This is a genomic window from Sphaerisporangium viridialbum (genome assembly GCF_049674955.1).
Lineage (GTDB): Bacteria > Actinomycetota > Actinomycetes > Streptosporangiales > Streptosporangiaceae > Sphaerisporangium > Sphaerisporangium viridialbum.
Map to the genome: position 1 here is coordinate 2553525 of NZ_CP187232.1, position 16143 is coordinate 2569667.

13 protein-coding genes are annotated in these 16143 nt (G+C 72.2%); 7 read left to right on the forward strand and 6 right to left on the reverse strand.

What is annotated here, in order from left to right; translation table 11 throughout:
- Positions 1 to 2 precede the first annotated feature (2 nt).
- From ACOZ38_RS11295 to ACOZ38_RS11310, 4 genes are all read left to right on the forward strand, one after another.
- Positions 3 to 1301 carry a beta-N-acetylhexosaminidase gene (locus ACOZ38_RS11295; protein WP_424530188.1) on the forward strand — a complete coding sequence of 433 codons (1299 nt, stop codon included), beginning with the start codon at positions 3 to 5 and terminating at the stop codon, positions 1299 to 1301.
- 233 nt (positions 1302 to 1534) lie between these two features.
- Positions 1535 to 2767: an RNA-guided endonuclease InsQ/TnpB family protein gene (locus tag ACOZ38_RS11300; RefSeq protein WP_424530190.1), complete on the forward strand. Its 1233-nt coding sequence runs from the start codon at positions 1535 to 1537 to the stop codon at positions 2765 to 2767.
- A 244-nt stretch (positions 2768 to 3011) separates the two neighbouring features.
- The gene (locus ACOZ38_RS11305) at positions 3012 to 3926 is read left to right on the forward strand and encodes an N-acetylglucosamine kinase (protein ID WP_424530192.1); all 915 of its coding nucleotides are present in this window, start codon (positions 3012 to 3014) and stop codon (positions 3924 to 3926) included.
- Between the two features lie 66 nt (positions 3927 to 3992).
- Positions 3993 to 5447 (forward strand): WS/DGAT/MGAT family O-acyltransferase, encoded by a 1455-nt coding sequence (locus ACOZ38_RS11310; protein ID WP_424530194.1) that lies wholly within the window; start codon positions 3993 to 3995, stop codon positions 5445 to 5447.
- On the opposite strand, the gene ACOZ38_RS11315 is transcribed toward ACOZ38_RS11310, so the two are convergent.
- From ACOZ38_RS11315 to ACOZ38_RS11340, 6 genes are all read right to left on the reverse strand, one after another.
- Positions 5440 to 5859, reverse strand: coding sequence for a pyridoxamine 5'-phosphate oxidase family protein (locus ACOZ38_RS11315; RefSeq protein ID WP_424530195.1), 420 nt, complete (start codon positions 5857 to 5859; stop codon positions 5440 to 5442). The two genes, ACOZ38_RS11310 and ACOZ38_RS11315, sit on opposite strands and share 8 nt — an antisense overlap.
- 168 nt (positions 5860 to 6027) lie before the next feature.
- On the reverse strand, positions 6028 to 7173 hold the full coding sequence (locus ACOZ38_RS11320; RefSeq protein WP_424530197.1) for an LLM class flavin-dependent oxidoreductase: 1146 nt from the start codon (positions 7171 to 7173) through the stop codon (positions 6028 to 6030).
- A gap of 9 nt (positions 7174 to 7182) precedes the next feature.
- A complete protein-coding gene (locus ACOZ38_RS11325; RefSeq protein ID WP_424530198.1) occupies positions 7183 to 8364 on the reverse strand; it encodes an SfnB family sulfur acquisition oxidoreductase in 1182 nt (393 codons plus the stop codon).
- Between the two features lie 120 nt (positions 8365 to 8484).
- Positions 8485 to 10476 (reverse strand): ArnT family glycosyltransferase, encoded by a 1992-nt coding sequence (locus tag ACOZ38_RS11330; RefSeq protein ID WP_424530199.1) that lies wholly within the window; start codon positions 10474 to 10476, stop codon positions 8485 to 8487.
- 124 nt (positions 10477 to 10600) lie between these two features.
- Positions 10601 to 11503, reverse strand: a complete 903-nt coding sequence (locus ACOZ38_RS11335) for an ROK family protein (RefSeq protein WP_424530200.1) — start codon at positions 11501 to 11503, stop codon at positions 10601 to 10603.
- 88 nt (positions 11504 to 11591) lie between these two features.
- On the reverse strand, positions 11592 to 12803 hold the full coding sequence (locus ACOZ38_RS11340) for an ROK family transcriptional regulator (RefSeq protein ID WP_424530202.1): 1212 nt from the start codon (positions 12801 to 12803) through the stop codon (positions 11592 to 11594).
- Positions 12804 to 12992: 189 nt separating this feature from the next.
- Here ACOZ38_RS11340 and ACOZ38_RS11345 point away from each other — a divergent pair, with 189 nt between their 5' ends.
- The 3 genes from ACOZ38_RS11345 to ACOZ38_RS11355 are packed head-to-tail and all read left to right on the forward strand — an operon-like array spanning position 12993 to position 16142.
- A complete protein-coding gene (locus ACOZ38_RS11345) occupies positions 12993 to 14363 on the forward strand; it encodes an extracellular solute-binding protein (protein ID WP_424530204.1) in 1371 nt (456 codons plus the stop codon).
- Positions 14360 to 15289 (forward strand): carbohydrate ABC transporter permease, encoded by a 930-nt coding sequence (locus ACOZ38_RS11350; RefSeq protein ID WP_405146151.1) that lies wholly within the window; start codon positions 14360 to 14362, stop codon positions 15287 to 15289. Before ACOZ38_RS11345 ends, ACOZ38_RS11350 begins: the two co-directional genes overlap by 4 nt.
- Positions 15290 to 15320: 31 nt before the next feature.
- The gene (locus ACOZ38_RS11355) at positions 15321 to 16142 is read left to right on the forward strand and encodes a carbohydrate ABC transporter permease (RefSeq protein WP_424530207.1); all 822 of its coding nucleotides are present in this window, start codon (positions 15321 to 15323) and stop codon (positions 16140 to 16142) included.
- The last annotated feature ends 1 nt before the right edge of the window (position 16143 follow it).

Below are 16143 nucleotides of genomic sequence, written 5' to 3' on the forward strand. Positions count from 1 at the left end.
ACGTGATCATTCCGCGGCCGCGGGAGCTGGCCGTCCTCGGGGGCTCCGTCGCTTTCCACCCAGATCTTGTACGGCTCGCGCCGCAGGACGTGGCCTTGGGAGAGGAGGGATACCGCCTGGAGGTCGGCCCGTCCGGGATAGAGCTCATCGCCGGAGGCCGGGCGGGCCGGTTCTACGGGCTCCAGACCCTGGCGCAGTACGGCGCCGCCGTGCCGTACGGGACGATCGAGGACCGGCCCCGGTTCGGCTGGCGGGGCGTCATGCTCGACGTGGCCCGCCACTTCATGCCCAAGGCGTTCGTGCTGCGCCTGATCGACCTGCTGGCCGAGCACAAGCTCAACATCCTGCACCTGCACCTGACCGACGACCAGGGCTGGCGGCTGGAGATCGAGCGCTACCCCCGGCTGACCGAGATCGGCGCCCGCCGCGGCGGCTCCCCCGCACCGGGGGAGGCGCGGGAGTTCTACACCCGCGAGGACGTCCGCGAGATCGTCGCCTACGCCGCCGAGCGGTTCGTCACCGTGGTCCCCGAGATCGAGATGCCCGGCCACGCCCAGGCCGCGATAGCCGCCTACCCCGAGCTGGGCAACGAGCCGTCACGGCGGCTTCCGGTCTGGTCGGAGTGGGGGATCAGCGAGCACGTGTTCAACCTGGAGGAGTCCACCATCCGGTTCTGCCAGGACGTGCTGGACGAGGTCGTGGAGCTGTTCCCCGGCCCGTACATCCACGTCGGCGGCGACGAGTGCCCGCCGGTCGAGTGGGAGCGTAGCCCGAGGGCGCTGCGGCGGCTCGCGGAGCTCGGGCTGTCCGGCCCCTCGCAGGCGTGCGGGTGGTTCGTCGGGCGGATGGCCGAGCACCTGTCGGGGCACGGGCGCAGGCTCATCTGCTGGGACGAGCCCGACCGGGAGTCCCCGCCCGGCACGACCGTCATGGTCTGGCTCGACGAGCACGCCGGAGGGGACAGGACCGACATCATCCTGGCCCCCCACACGCGAACCTACCTCGACTACTACCCCTCGGACGCCCCGGGGCAGCCGCCCGCGCAGCCGGGCGTCGTCACGCTCGCCGACGCCTACGCCTTCACTCCCGACCCCGGCGTGCGCGGGGTGCAGTGCCAGATCTGGACCGAGTACATGCCGACGCCGGAGCAGGTCGAGTACATGGCCTTCCCCCGGCTGTGCGCGTTCGCCGAGGTGGCCTGGGGGTCGCCCCGCGACTACCCGGACTTCCTCCGGCGGCTCGACCCGCACCTCGCCCGGCTGAGCGCCCAGGGCGTCCACGTGGGCCCGCTCATCCCTTAGCCCGATCTTCCCGCGAGACCCGAAGAGGCGCTCATACCCCTGCGGCGCGGAACCGCACGTGAGATCAGGAAAGAAATCAAGGTGGTACGGCCACCGCCGACCGCTACCTGGAGGCGGGCTTCACCTCGGGAGCCTCGCGCCGGGAGCGGACGGCGCCGATTTGGTCTCCAGGTTTCTCGGCTGTTTTCGCACACTCATGCGAATACTCGTGGGCCGGCTGGCACACTGTTGCCGTGCTGCTTCGTTACTCCTTTCGCATCGATCCGACGCCGGGTCAGCGCGTCGCGCTGGCGCGGGCGTTCGGGTGTGCGCGGGTGGTGTTCAACGACGCGTTGGCGATCCGTAACCAGGCTTACGAGCAGGGGTTGCCGTTCGTGACCGATGCCGAGCTGTCGGTCCGGGTGATCACGGTGGCGAAGAAAACGCCGCAGCGGGCGTGGTTGGGTGAGGTGTCGGCGGTGGTGCTCCAGCAGGCGCTGGCCGACTGCACCCTGGCGTTTCGCACCTTCTTCTCCTCGATCAGCGGCAAGCGCAAGGGCCCCAGGGTGGGCGCTCCCCGGTTCCGGTCGCGCAAGGATCACCGGCAGGCGATCCGGTTCACCCGCAACGCCGGCTTTGCGGTCACCAGGGCGGGGCGGTTGCGGCTGCCGAAGATCGGTGATGTCCCGGTTCGCTGGTCGCGGGAACTGCCCGCTGCCCCGTCCAGCGTGACGGTGATCAAGGATGCGGCGGGCAGGTATCACGCGTCGTTCGTGGTCGAGGTCACCGCTGAGCCGCTCCCGGCGGTCGATGCTGAGACGGGGATCGATCTGGGGCTGGGGCATTTCGCCGTCCTGGCGGACGGCCGGAAGATCGACTCTCCGAGGTTCCTGCGCCGGGCCGAGAAGAATCTCAACAAGCTCCAAAAGGCGCTGTCACGCACGCAGAAGGGGTCGAACAACCGGGCCAAAGTTCGCACGAAGGTCGCCCGGGCGCATGCGAGGGTCGCTGATGCGCGCCGCGAGTTCCACCACCAGCAATCCACTCGGATAGTTCGCGAGAACCAAGCGATCTACGTGGAAGACCTGGCGGTCAAGGGACTGGCGCGCACCAGGCTGGCCAAGAGCGTGCACGACGCCGGGTGGAGCTCGTTTGTGGCCATGCTGGAGTACAAGGCAAAGCTGTACGGGCGGACATTCGCGCGGATCGACCGCTGGTTCCCCTCCTCCAAGTTGTGCTCGGGGTGCGGGGCGATCGCCACGTCGATGCCCTTGCAGGTGCGCGAATGGGTCTGCGTCTGTGGCGCGGTGCATGACCGGGACGTCAACGCCGCCGTGAACATCCTCGCCGCCGGACGGGCGGAGAGGCTAAACGCCTCCCACACCCGTGGGCGGCACGGTCCAGACCGTGCCGGTGGAGGCCGGGTAAGACCACCGCTCGCGGTGGTACCAGCCGACGAAGCAGGAAGCCATCGAGGTGCCGCATGAACCCGCGCGGCACGGGCGAGAATCGCCACCCTTCAGTCAGGATGGCGAGCGCGTCAACACGCCAAGAACGAGGTGGTGGCCCCCGCCGACGTGGTGAGCCGCGTCAACGGGTACCGCTCCGCCTCCACCAAGTGGGTGGACACCGTCCCCGCCTCCTGACGGATGATCGCGGTACGGCTCGCGCCCACTCGGGAGGCGCGAGCCGTACCGGCACGCAGGGCGGACAGGAAGCGAGGTGGGTCGCGTGACGCGATGGGCGGCGGTCGACGGCGGGCAGTCCGGCCTGCGGATCAGGTGGGCGCCGGACGCCCGTACGGGCACCGGCCCCGGGTACGTGCACGTCGCGGACGGGGTCGGGGCCGTGATCGAGTCCGTGCGGCTGGCGGCGCGCGCCGCGGGCGGGAACGCGGGGGAACGGGTGGCGGTGGCCTGCCTCGGGCTCTCGGGCATAGTGCTGGACGAGGAGAGCTCCCCCGTGCTGGCCGAGGGCGCGGCGAAGGTGCTGGGGGCCGAGGAGGTCCGGCTGTGCGGGGACATGGTGACCTCGCACGCCGGGGCGCTGCCGGACGGCTACGGGGTGGTCCTCGCGGCGGGCACCGGGGTGGTCTGCCTGGCGCTCGGCGCGGGCGGCTCCTGGCACAGGGTCGACGGGTGGGGCTACCTGTTCGGCGACGCGGGCGGCGCCTTCGCCGTGGGCAGGGCCGGGCTCGCGGCGGCACTGCGGGCCAGGGACGGCCGTGGCCCGGCCACCGCGCTCACCGGCGCGCTCGACCTGGACCTCATCCGGCTCTACACCTCGCCCACCCTGACGCGGGACGTCGCCGGGCTCGCTCCCCGGGTGTTCGCCTGCGCGGCCGGCGGCGACGGCGTCGCCCGCGCCATCGTGGAGAGCGCGGCCGGGGACCTGGCGGAGACGATCGGGGCGGCCGTCGCCTCCCTGAGGGGGAAGGACGAGGTGCCCGTCGCCTGCACCGGAGGGCTCTTCGCCGCCGGCGAGCAGCTGCTCGGCCCGCTCAGGACGCGGCTGGCCGCCCGCGTGCCGCGCGCCCGGCTGCGCCCCCCGGCGGGGTCCGCCCTCGACGGCGCCTCCCGCCTGGCGGCCGGCCCCCTCGGCCCGTACGCGGGCCTGGTCTCCGTCCACCGGTTCGCCCGCCCGTGACCGGTATCGTACGGGCGGGAAGGGGCAGGTAGGGAGGGAACAGACGTGCGCGGGGAGGGGGCAGGCGTGCCGGACCGAGATCGAGGGGCCGGGCCCGTGCGGCAGCTCAGCGCGCTCGACGCGCAGTTCCTCAACTTCGAGACCGATACCAACGTCGCGAACGTCGCCGGGCTCTCCATCCTTGCGGGCCAGGTGTCCCGTGACGACCTGGTCAAGCTCGTCGAGGAGCGGTCGGCGCTGGTCGCGCCGCTCCGGCAGCGGGCGGTGCGGGTGCCGCTCGGCCTCGACCATCCCTACTGGGTGCAGGACGAGTCGCTGGACCTCGACTACCACGTGCGCGAGCTGGCGCTCCCGGCCCCGGGCACCGACCGGCAGCTCGCCGTGCAGGTGGCCAGGCTGCACGCGCGGCGGCTCGACCGGCGCCACCCGCTGTGGGAGATGTACCTCATCCACGGGCTGGAGGGCGGCCGTACCGCGCTCTACACCAAGCTCCACCACGCCGCGATCGACGGCATCGGCGGGGCCGACGTGCTGGCCGCGTTCATGGACACCGAGCCCCGGCCGGAGCGCCGTCCGGCCGTGCGCCCCGCGGAGCCCGAGCGGGTGCCGGAGCCGGGGGAGATGCTGCTCAGGACCGCCGCCCGGCTGGTCGCCAACCCCGCGCATCTGCTGAGGTTCATCGCCGAGGCGATGCCCTACCTGGACGAGATCCCGATCATCTCCCGGCTGCCCGGCGCGGTGCCGGTGTCCCGGGCCACCCGCTGGCTGGCCCGGCAGGTGGGCCTCGGGCAGGACGTGCCCGAGCTGCCCAAGCTCACCGCGCCGCGCACCCCCTTCAACGGCCCGGTGTCCGCGCACCGCAGGTTCGCGTTCGTGGAGCTCCCGCTCGACGAGGTCAAGCAGGTCAAGAACGCCTTCGGCATCACCGTCAACGACGTGGTGATGACCCTGGCGGCCACGGCCGTGCGGCGCTGGCTGATCGCGCACGAGGCGCTCCCTGACGAGCCGCTCGTGGCGGGCATCCCGTTCTCGCTCAGGGGCGTGGACGACGGGCCGGGCAACCAGGTGACGCTCATGATCACCTCGCTGGACACCCAGATCGGCGACCCGCGCGAGCGGCTGGAGGCCGTCCACCAGGCCATGCGGCGGATCAAGGACCGCTTCGACCTCTCCCCGGCCCGCTGGCTGCGGCACCTGAGCGAGAGCATGCCCGCCGCGCTCACCGGGCTCGCGGACCGCGCCGCCTTCGGGCTCGTCGCCCAGACGTCGCCGCCGGTCAACCTGATCATCTCGAACATCCCCGGCCCGCAGATCCCGCTGTACGTGTGCGGGCGGCGGCTGCTCGCGCAGTACCCCGTGTCGGTCGTCACCGACGCCAGCGGAGGCCTCAACATCACGGCCTTCTCCTACGACGGGCAGATCGCCGTGGGGGTCGTCGCCTGCCGCGAGATGGTGCCCGACGTGTGGAGCGTCACCGGCTACCTCCGCGAGGCGCTGGAGGAGCTCAAGGCGCTCACGTGAGCGCGGCCTCCCCGTGGATCCGCCGCCCGGAGATCTGCTGGGGGAACATCACGATGAAATGGTCGCCGCCCCGCGCCCACGGGGTCAGGGGGAGCAGGGCCAGCCGCTCGATCTCCGCGAGATCATGGACGGCTCGCGCGTGCCCGACCATGGTCACCGACCATCCCCGGTGCGCCCGCGCGTCGAACTCGTCCGCCTCGAAGGCCACGACGGCGTTCCGGGCGGCGGCCGCCAGCCGGGAGCCGGCGGTGGTCCTGATCACGACGTGCTCGCCGTCGAGGACGAAGCCGACGGGCTGGACGGCGGGGAGGGCGCGGTCGGTGAACACGATGCGCCCGACGGGGACGGAGGCCAGCAGCACGAGGCATTCCTCGCGCGTCAGCACCTGCAACCCGGCCGAATCCAGTGTCATGGGTCCAGATTGCCCGACGGGGGAGGCGTCGATCAGGGCCGAAGGTCCCGTCATTCCCGGCGATCGGCCCGCCGCCAACGGGAGATCCCGCTGATCGGCGGGGGCGGTCCATCAGACCTCATGCCGATCGGCGGGGCCGTCCCCTGGGCCGCGCACCGATCGGTGGGGTCAGACCCCCGCGAACGGGACGGCGACCGGGGCGGCCGTGCCCTCCCGGCTCGGATGGGTCCACAGCCCGCGCCGTTCGAGGATCGGCAGGACCCCCTCGCCGAACCAGTAGGCCTCCTCCAGGTGCGGGTACCCCGAGAGCACGAACTCGGAGAGGCCGAGCTCGTGGTACTCCGCGATGCGGTCGGCCACCTCCTGGTGGCTGCCGACCAGCGCGGTGCCGGCCCCGCCCCGCACCAGCCCGACCCCGGCCCACAGGTTGGGGGCCACCAGCAGGTCCGCGGTGTCGCCGCCGTGCAGGTCGAGCATCCGGCGCTGGCCCTCGGACTCGCTGCGCCGCAGGCCCTCCTGCACGCGGCGTATCGTCTCGGGGTCGATGCCCTGGAGCAGCCGCCCGGCCACCGCCCAGGCCTCCTCCGCGGTGTCGCGGGTGATGATGTGCAGGCGGATGCCGTACTTCAGGGTGCGCTCGCGCTCGGCGGCCAGCGCGGCGATCCACGAAAGCTTGGCGGCCACCGCGGCGGGCGGCTCTCCCCAGGTGAGGTAGACGTCGGCGTGACGGGCCGCCACCGGGCCCGCGGGGCCTGAGGAGCCGCCGAAGTAGATCGGCGGCAGCGGGTCGGGGACGCGCGGGACGCGGGCGCCCTCGACCTTGATGTGCCTTCCGTCGAAGTCCACCGGCTCGCCGGTCCACAGGGAGCGTACGACGTGCAGGAACTCGTCGGTCCGCTCGTATCGGGCGGCCTTGTCGAGGAAGTCGCCGTACCCGCGCTGCTCGTGCGGCTCCCCGCCGGTGACCACGTTGAGCAGGAGCCGTCCGGCCGAGTGCCACTGGTAGGTGGCCGACATCTGCGCCGCGAGCGTCGGGCTGATGAGCCCCGGCCGGAACGCGACCAGGAACTTCAGGCGCTCGGTGGACTCCACCAGCATCGCCGTGGTCAGCCACGCGTCCTCGCACCACGCGCCCGCCGGGGTGAGCGCGCCGACGAAGCCGAGGTCCTCGGCGGCCCGGGCGATCTGCCCGAGGTAGCTCAGGGTCGCGGGCCGGTCTCCCGAGGCGGCCCCGGCCGCCAGCCCGTGCCCGCCGCCGACGATGTACCGGCTGTCGCCGTAGGTCGGCAAGAACCAATGAAACGCCAGATTCATGGGGATTCCTTAGAGCAGGCCATGGCGGGGCGGCGGGGTGCCGTTCAGGGTGTGGCGGCCGATGTGCTGGATCTTCCAGCGCACCGGGTCGTGCAGCGTGTGGGTGCGGGCGTTGCGCCAGTGCCGGTTCAGGTTGAGGTGCTCCAGCGCGGACCTGGTGCCCGAGACCTCGAAGACGGCGCCGGCCAGCTCGACCGAGGCCCGGTCGGCGTAGGCCTTGGCGGTGGCCACCGCGATGGAGGCGGAGGCGGCGCTGTCGTCGTCGAGATCGGGCGCGGCGGCGTCCACCGCCTCGCCCGCCTCGCGCAGCAGCGCCTCGGCCGCCCTCAGCGTGATCGCGAGCTCGCCGAAGCGCTGGATCAGCAGCGGGTCCTCGGCCGCGCTCTCGTACCCGCTCTCGAACCACGGCCGGCTCTTGGTGCGGACGAACTCGGCCGCCTCAGCCAGCGCGGCGCCCGCGATGCCCACGTCGATGGCCGCGTGCAACAGCTGGGCCACGGCCCCGTGGAGCTGTGGCCCGGTGAACGTCAGGTGGTGGGGCACCACGCGGTCGGCCGGCACCCGCACCCCGCGCAGGTGGACGGTGCCGCTGGCGGTGAGCCGCTGGCCCATCCCCGCCCAGTCGTCCACGACCTCGACGCCCTCGGCGTCGCGTGGCACGTACGCCACCTGGAGCCGATCCTCCGGGTCGCGCGCCAGGACCGGGATCCAGTCGGCGAACAGCGCCCCCGTGCTGTAGTGCTTGTCGCCCTCCAGCACCCAGCCGCCGCCAGGGTGGGGGAGCAGGCGCGTGCGGTATTCCTGAACGTGCTTGGTCCCCGCCTCGGACTGGGCGTTGCCGAGCCGCCTGCCGTCGAGGATCTCGGCGAAGAAGAACTTCCGCTGCTCGGGGGTGCCCTGGCGGCGCAGCACGTTCACGTAGACGAAGTGGCTCTGCGGGATCTGCGCGATGTTGGGGTCTCCGGTCGCGAGGAGCCGCACCACCTCGGCCAGGGTACGGGCGCTCACGTCGGCCCCGCCGTGGTCGCGGGGGACGGTTATGGCGAGCAGGCCGCTCTCCGAGAGCTCGTCCAGTTCGGCGGCCGGCAGGCGGCGCTCCCTGTCGCGCTCGGCGGCACCGGTGGCGAACCTCTCCGACAGCCTCGCGGCGGTCGCGACCGCTTCCGCGTCGCTCGTGATGATCTGCGCCATGATCCTTCCTCAGGTGTCCGTACGGCGGTGGGCCGGGCACGTCGTCTCCGACTATAACCAACCAAACAGGTCGTAAAAACCTGAAAATGGCCCACCGGCGTACTGACCCCCCGAGAGGCGCTACGAGCCCGTCAGGTCGTAGACGACCGTGCCGCCGACGGTGACCGGCGTGAAGGTGGACTCCACCCAGGAGGTGATCCGCTGGGCGTAGTCGCTGCCTCCCGTGCCGGCCCCGCCGCGCATCATGGCACCGCCGATGAAGTAGTGAATCCGTCCCTCGCCGACGTAGCGCTGGAACTGCGCGAGGGTGGGGGCCGGGTCGGTGCCGTTGAAGCCGCCCACGGCCATCACGGGCCGCCCGGTGGCGAGCTGGTAGCCGGCCGCGCTGTTGGACCCGACGGCGGCGGCGACCCAGGTGTAGGACGCGGCGCCGGCCTGGAGGAGGGCGGTGAGCTCCGGCGCCGGAGTGCTGCCGAACAGCAGGCTCATCCCGCCGCCACCGCCGCGAGGCGCGCTGCCGGCCTGCCCCCGCCGGCCCTGCTGGGTGCCGTTCGCGGGCGGCCGCTGCCATCCGCCCGGGGGCCCGCCGCGCGTCCCGCCGGGACGGCCGCCGCCTCCGGCGAAACCCCCCGTGGCGGGTCCGGCCGTGGGGATCGCGCCGGTGTGCGGGGTGCTCGCGGTCTGGGCGGCGTACGCGGCCGGTCCGGCGATCGAGGTCACGATGGCGAGCGCCAGCACGGCCGTGACGGCGGGGCCCACCCGCCGCTGGGTGGCGAGCAGCGAGGCGGCGGCGACCAGGCCCCCGGCCAGGACGATGATCGCCAGCCCGGGGTACCAGTCAGGGGTGCGGTTCAGCAGGACGTACGACCAGCACGCCGTCACGGCCACCGCCGCCGCGAGGATCCGGGTGGCGGCCGGCGCGCGCCTGCGCCGCCACAGCAGGGACGCGCCCATGCCGATGAGGGCGGCGACGGCCGGCGCGAGGGCCACCGTGTAGTACGCGTGGATGATGCCCTGGCTCAGGCTGAACACCACGCCGGTCACAAGCAGCCAGCCGCCCCACAGCGCGAACGCCGCCCGGGTGGGGTCGGCGCGCGGTGCCCGCCGGCTCAGCCACAGGCCCGCGACCAGCATGATCAACGCGGCGGGCAGCAGCCAGGAGATCTGGGAGCCCATCTCGCTGTCGAGCAGCCGTGCCCATCCGGCCTCCTGGTTCAGGTTGCCGAGGCCGCCGGTCTCCTCGCCGGTGAGCCGGCCGAGGCCGTTGTAGCCGAGGGCCAGCTCCAGCACGCTGTCGGTCTGCGACCCGCCGATGTACGGGCGCGATCCCGAGGGCACGAGCGCGACCACCGCCACCCACCACCCGGCGCCCGCGACCAGGGCCGCGCCCGCCGCGAGCAGCTGCCGGATCCGCCGTCCCACCGGCACGGGCGCGGTGAACAGGTACGTCAGCGCGAATCCCGGGACGACGAGGAAGGCCTGGAGCATCTTGGCGAGGAACGCCGAGCCCACACACGCGGCGGCGAACACCAGCCAGCCCGTGCGCTCGCGCTCCTGCGCCCTGACCATGCCGTAGGCCCCGAGCGTGAGCAGCAGCACCAGCAGCGCGTCGGGGTTGTCGAACCGGAACATCAGCGCGGCGACCGGGGTCAGCGCGAGCACCACCCCCGCCATCAGCCCCGCGCCCGGGCCGAAGCGGCGGCGCACCGCCGCGTACAGGACGCCGACGGTGGCGACGCCCATCAGGGCCTGGGGCGCCAGGATGCTCCAGGAGTTCACCCCGAAGATCCGGGCCGACAGCGCCATCGGCCAGAGCGCCGCGGGCGCCTTGTCCACGGTGATGAAGTTCGAGGCGTCGGAGGAGCCGAAGAAGAACGCCTTCCAGCTCTCGGTGCCCGCCTGGGCCGCCGCGGAGTAGAACTGGTTCGCCCAGCCGGAGGCCCCGAGCCCCCACAGGTAGAGGATCGCCGTGCCGGCCAGCAGCCCGGCCAGCGCCGGCCGCGCCCACCACGCGTCGCCCGGCCCGCCCCTCGCCCACGTGCGCCATGCCCGCGACGCGCGCCGCGCCGCCGTCGGGCCCCGCGAGGCCGTTTCGCCGAGGGTGGTAGTCACACGACCGTCCTTTGCCGGTTACGGGATCAGCACCGTAAAGCTAGGACGGCACGTCTACCGGCGCCGTTAAAGAAGCTTGAGAACTCCATGAATCGGGCCTGGGCGAGCCCCCGTACCGTGGACCTCAGAGCAGTGCCATGCGGGCCGCGCCGACCAGCCCCCCGTCCCGGCCGAGGGCCGCCGGTGTGACGCGCAACCGCCGGACGAATCCCAGGCGCGCGCGGCCGGCGACGGCACGGCGCAGCGGGGCGAACAGCACCTCGCCCGCCCCGGCGACCCCGCCGCCGATCACCACCTGGTCGAGGTCGCAGATGGTGGCCACCGACAGGATCGCGCTCGCGAGGGCGTCGGCGGCACGCTCGAAGGCGGCCAGGGCCACCGCCTCGCCGTCGCGGGCCGCGAGGGACAGTTCGCGCGCGTCGGCGCCTCCCCATCCCTGCTTCCTGGCCCAGCGGACCATCGAGGGGCCGCTCGCGATGGTCTCGACGCATCCGGCGGCGCCGCAGGGGCAGAGGGAGCCGCCGGGGTCCACCACCATGTGCCCGATGTGCCCGGCGTTGCCGGTGGGCCCGGCGTACGGGACGCCGTCGAGCACCAGGCCGCCGCCGATGCCGGTGGAGACCACGATGCCGAGCATGGCGGCCGCGCCGCGCCCCGCGCCCCGCCAGGCCTCCCCTGCCGCCGCGGCGACGGCGTCGCCCACCAGGCAGGAGGGCACGCCGGGCACCACCTCGGCCACCTGCGCGAGGATCGGGAACTCCCGCCAGGCCGGGATGTTGACCGGGCTGACCGTGCCGGCGAGGAGGTCGAGGGGCCCGGCCGAGGCGACGCTCACCGCCAGCGGCGGGGCGCCCCCGGCCACCTCGTGGATGAGGCTCGTCAGGGCGCGGCTCACCACGGCGGCCTCGCCGGGGAGCGCGGCGGGGGTGGGCACCTCGCCGCGGCGGAGCACCGTGCCGTCCTCGCCGATCATCGCGGCGGCCAGTTTGGTGCCGCCGATGTCGGCGGCGAGCACGTAGGGGGTCATGGGTTTCTCGTCGCTCGGGAGATGGGCGGATCAGCGGGCACGGGGGTGACCGGTGAGGGGCGGGGATCGGGGGTCGCGGGCAAGGGGATCAGGATGTCAGCAGGGCGTCGAGCCGAGGCGCGTAGGTGGCGTGGAAGACCAGCGAGGCCGCGCCGATAGCGGCGGCGTCGGCGGCGATGGGGGAGACCTCGACCCGCACGGTGTGCAGGCGGCGGGCCAGGGGCCGGGTGGCCACGGCGTGCGCGATGACGTCCCGGTAGAGGCCGGCGACCTCGCGCATGGCGGGCCCGCCGATCACCAGCAGGTCGATGTCGAGCATGTTGACGATGCCCACGGCGGCGTCGGCGAGCCGGGCCGCGACCTCGCCGACGACCTCGCGCGCGAGCGGGTCGCCTGCCGAGGCCGCCGCGCAGATGGCCGCGTGGCCGGCGGGGACGCCGGCGAGCGTGCTGCGCGCGCCCCCGGCCAGGCGCGCCCGTACGGTCGCCTCGATGGCGCTCGGGCAGCAGACCGCCTCGACGCACCCGCGGTTGCCGCAGTAGCACTCGGGTCCGTCGGGCACGACGGTGATGTGGCCGAACTCCCCGGCGTTCAGCGAGCGGCCCCGGTAGATGCGGTTGTCGAGGAACAGCCCGCCGCCGATGCCGGTGCCGAGATACAGGTAGGCGAAGCTCGGCGTGGAGCGGGCGAGGCCGGCCCAGCGCTCGCCGATGGCCGCCGCCGCCGCGTCGTTGTCGAGGGTCACGGGGAAGCCGGTGTGCTGCTCCAGCAGGCGCTTGATGGGCACGTGGTCCCACCCGGTCAGGCGCGGCGGGGAGCGCATGGCGCCGTCGGCGTCGAGGGGGCCGGGGCAGGCCAGGCCGATGCCGAGCACCTTGCCGTCGGGCACGCCCGCCTCGCCCAGCATGCGCCGGGCCGTAACCGCCATCTGGCGGATGACCTCCTCGGGCGCGAGGCCGGGGCGCACGTCGGTGCGCAGCCTGGCGACCGGCTGCCCCGCGAGGTCGGCGAGGACGTACGAGATCTCGCCGGGGTCGAAGTGGATGCCGACGGCGTGCCCGGCGGTGGGGTCGACCCGCAGGATCGTGCGGGGCTTGCCGCCGCTGGAGGGGAGCGAACCGTCCTCGATGACCAGGCCCTCCTCCAGCAGCCTGCGGACGATGACGGAGACGGTCTGGGCGGTGAGGCCGGCACGCTCGGCGATCTGGACGCGGCTGATGCCGTCCGAGACCTGGATCGCGTCGAGGACGACGGCACGGTTGTAGCTGCCGACTTTCGGCAGGTTTGTGCCCATCTGCATGCCTAGCTCCTGGCGCCTTGAGGTCTCCAGGCAATATCGCACAACCCGTTGACTTAGTAAATCAAAAAGACTTACGTTCTCGTCACCCAAGTAACACGGCCGAAACACGGCCGGCGGACCACTCCAGCGCGGGGGTCGGGGGCCCCAGGGCTGTGCTCGTGGTCGCCGCAAGGCCGGAGAAGGAGTCCGATGAGACGAGCGATGGTGGCCTCGATACTGGCGGTCGCGACGGCCGCCACGGCCGGCGCATGCGGTGGGGACACAGCCGACAAGAGCACCAACGGGGCCAAGGAGATCGAGGTGCTCTACAAGACCGAGCCCGGCTGGCCCTACATGGACAAGGTGCTCAAACAAGCCAAGACCGAATACGAGACCGCGCACAAGGGCGTGACGATCAAGCTCACGCCGGTGCAGGGCAACAACGAGGTCTACTACACCAAGCTCGCGCTGCTCAACCGCTCGGCCGACTCCGCTCCCGACGTGTACCTCCACGACACCTTCCAGGTCAACGCCGACGTCGCCGCCGGGAAGCTCGCCCCGCTCGACACCTACCTGAGCTCGTGGCCCGACTGGGCGACGCAGTACGCCGACTCGGTCAAGCAGGCCGCCAAGGGCCCCGACGGCAAGATCTACGGCGTCCCGATCAGCACCGACACCCGAGGCCTCTGGTACAGCAAGGACGTGCTCACCAAGGCCGGCATCCAGGTGCCCTGGGAGCCGAAGACCTGGGCGGACGTGCTGACCGCCGCCCGCGCGATCAAGCAGAAGGCGCCCGAGGCCATCCCCTTCAGCATGTACTCCACCAAGCCGCACGGCGAGGCCGCCACCATGCAGGGCTTCGAGATGCTCCTGTACGGGACGCCCGGAGGCACCCTGTACGACGACGCCTCCAAGAAGTGGGTGGCCTCCAGCAAGGGCATCACCGACTCGCTCGGCTTCATCAACACGATCTACCGCGAGAACCTCGGCCCGAAGCAGGCCGACGCGTTCAACACCAAGCTGGGCGAGAAGGTGCAGTACGACTGGTTCCCCAGCGGCAAGCTGGGCATCGACCTCGACGGGGCCTGGCTCTCCTCGGCGTGGAAGCCCACCGGCACCAAACCGTGGCCGCAGTGGACCGAGAAGATCGGCTGGGCCCCCATGCCGACCCAGAACGGCGAGGCCCCCGGCGCCGTCAGCATGTCGGGCGGCTGGGTCATGGCGATGAGCTCCTACGCCAAGGACAAGAAGGAGGCGTTCGACTTCATCAGCGTGGTGACCAACAAGCGCAACACGCTGACCTACTCCGTCAGCTCCGGAGACCTCACGCCCCGCAAGGACGTGGCCGCCGACCCGACGTACACCGCCGACAACCCCGCCGTGAAGTTCTGGACCGACCTCGCCTCCGTGACGCACTACCGGCCCGCCTACGAGGTCTATCCCAAGGTCTCCGCCGAGGTGCAGAAGGCCATGGAGGCCATGACGACCGGCTCCAAGGCCCCCGACGCGGCGGCCAAGGATTACGCCGACGCGCTGCCCGGCGTCGTCGGCGGCCCTGACAAGGTGACCTCCGGCTCATGACGGTTACGACGGCGACGCCGCCGAGGCTGGCCGGCTCCCCCCGCCGGGGGGAGCCGCGCCGCCGGGCCCGCCGGACCCTGCGGTGGCTCCTGCCGCTCGCGCCGGCGCTGGTCCTGCTCGTGATCTTCCTGGCGGGGCCGATCCTGTGGAGCGTCTACATCGCCTTCACCAACGAGACGCTGACCGGCTCGGCGTCGGTGAACTCGCGGTTCGTCGGCGTGGACAACTTCGTCAAGCTGCTGGGCGACGAGGACTTCCGCAACTCGTTCCTCCTCACGTTCGTCTTCGTGATCGGGTCGGCGGTCATCGGCCAGAACACCCTCGGCCTGCTCATCGCGCTGCTCCAGCGCGGGCGGGGCCGGGTGGTCAGGAGCGTGGTGAACGGCGTCGTCATCGCGGCCTGGGTGGTGCCCGAGGTCGTCGCGGCGGCGTGCTGGTTCTCGTTCCTCTCGGAGGAGGGCACGCTCAACGAGGTGCTGGGCGCCGTCGGCCTCTCCCAGGACTGGCTGTTCACCGCCCCGATGATCGCGATCATCCTGGCCAACGTCTGGCGCGGCACCGCGTTCTCGATGCTGGTCTACTCGGCCGCGCTGTCCGACGTTCCCGGCGACCTGCTGGAGGCGGCGTCGGTGGACGGGGCGAGCGCCTGGCGGCGCTTCACCCACATCACGCTGCCGTTGATCCGCCGCTCGATCCTGTCGAACCTCATGCTCATCACGCTGCAGACCCTGGCGAGCTTCGGCCTGATCTACGCCCTGACGGGCGGCGGTCCCGGCACGGCGAGCCAGACCACGCCGCTCTACATGTACGAGCAGGCGTTCCGCTACTTCGAGATCGGGTACGGCAGCGCCATGGCGCTGGTGATGCTCGTCATCGGCGCGGCGTTCTCCCTGGTCTACCTGCGACTGATCAAGGTGGACGCCTGATGGCCCGCCCGCCCGGCAAGGGGGTTCGCCGATGACCCGCACGGCCGCCCGCGGCGCGGCGCTCCTGTCGCTCCTGGTGATCACGCTCGCCTTCGTCGGCCCGTTCCTGTGGGTGGTGCTGGCCTCGCTGCAACCCCAGGCCAACCTCACCGCGAAGCCGACCTTCCGGTTCTCCCTCGAGAACTTCGCGGCGGTGCTCAACTGGGAGACCGTCTACCAGCCGGTCATCAACTCGCTCGTCATCTCAGGGACCACCGCCGTCCTCACCGTGGTCGTCGCCGGGCTCGCGGCCTACCCGCTCTCCCGCTACAAGCTGCGCTTCAGGCGGCACTTCATGCTGACGCTGCTGTTCACCACGGGCCTTCCCGTCACGGCCATCATGGTGCCGGTCTACTCGATGTTCTTCCGGTTCAACCTGTACGGGTCGATCCCGGCGATGGTGCTGTTCCTCGCGGCCAGCGCGCTGCCGTTCGCCATCTGGATGATGAAGAACTTCATGGACGGCGTGCCGGTGAGCCTGGAGGAGGCGGCCTGGGTCGACGGGGCCGGTTGGGTGCGGTCGCTCACGCGAGTGGTCATGCCGCTGATGGCCCCCGGCGTCGCCGTCGTCTCGATCTTCGTCTTCGTCGGCCAGTGGGGCAACTTCTTCGTCCCGTTCGTCCTGCTCGACACGCCGGAGAAGCAGCCGGCGGCGGTCACCATCTACACCTTCTTCTCGCAGTACGGCCAGGTCGCCTACGGAGAGCTGGCCGCCTTCTCGATCATTTACACGGCCCCGGCCGTGGCGCTCTATGTCGCCGTGAACAAGTACCTCGCCGGTTCCTTCAGCTTCGCCGGATCAGTGAAGGGTTGAC